Here is a 329-nt window from a genome sequence, read left to right as displayed (position 1 = left end):
CTACCGTTCTGCTTTCACGCTTTGTTCGCCTGCGGAAGCCCAAAGCAGAGTGCGAGAAGACGGTTCTGCTCGCGGACCGTCCACGCGCCGGCGAAACCGAAGCCCTTCCGCAGCCAGAGCATGGCCTCGAAGCCGCAGATCGTGCGTCGCGCTGTATGGAAGGAGCGGAAGCCGCCGATCCGGGGCATGTTCTTCTTGACCCGGAAGTGGTCGCTCTCGATGCCTTGCTGCAGATGTTTGGTGACGTAGTGGAGCGGCGCGTGGGGCAGAAGACTATCGCTCTTCGCAGCCACGATCGCGGGTGGATAGGTGCTGGCACCATCCGTGCC

The 329-nt window shown here is 62.9% G+C and carries 1 pseudogene; it reads right to left on the bottom strand.

What is annotated here, in order from left to right:
- Nucleotides 1-14: 14 nt before the first annotated feature.
- A pseudogene (locus ACLQ2O_RS41950) lies at nt 15-329 on the bottom strand (IS6-like element ISMex25 family transposase); the annotation flags it as partial.

The organism is Kribbella sp. DT2 (assembly GCF_049844575.1).
In the GTDB taxonomy this organism is placed as follows: domain Bacteria; phylum Actinomycetota; class Actinomycetes; order Propionibacteriales; family Kribbellaceae; genus Kribbella.
Note: the sequence above shows the minus strand (reverse complement) of the source record. Positions and strands in the feature narration are given on the sequence as shown.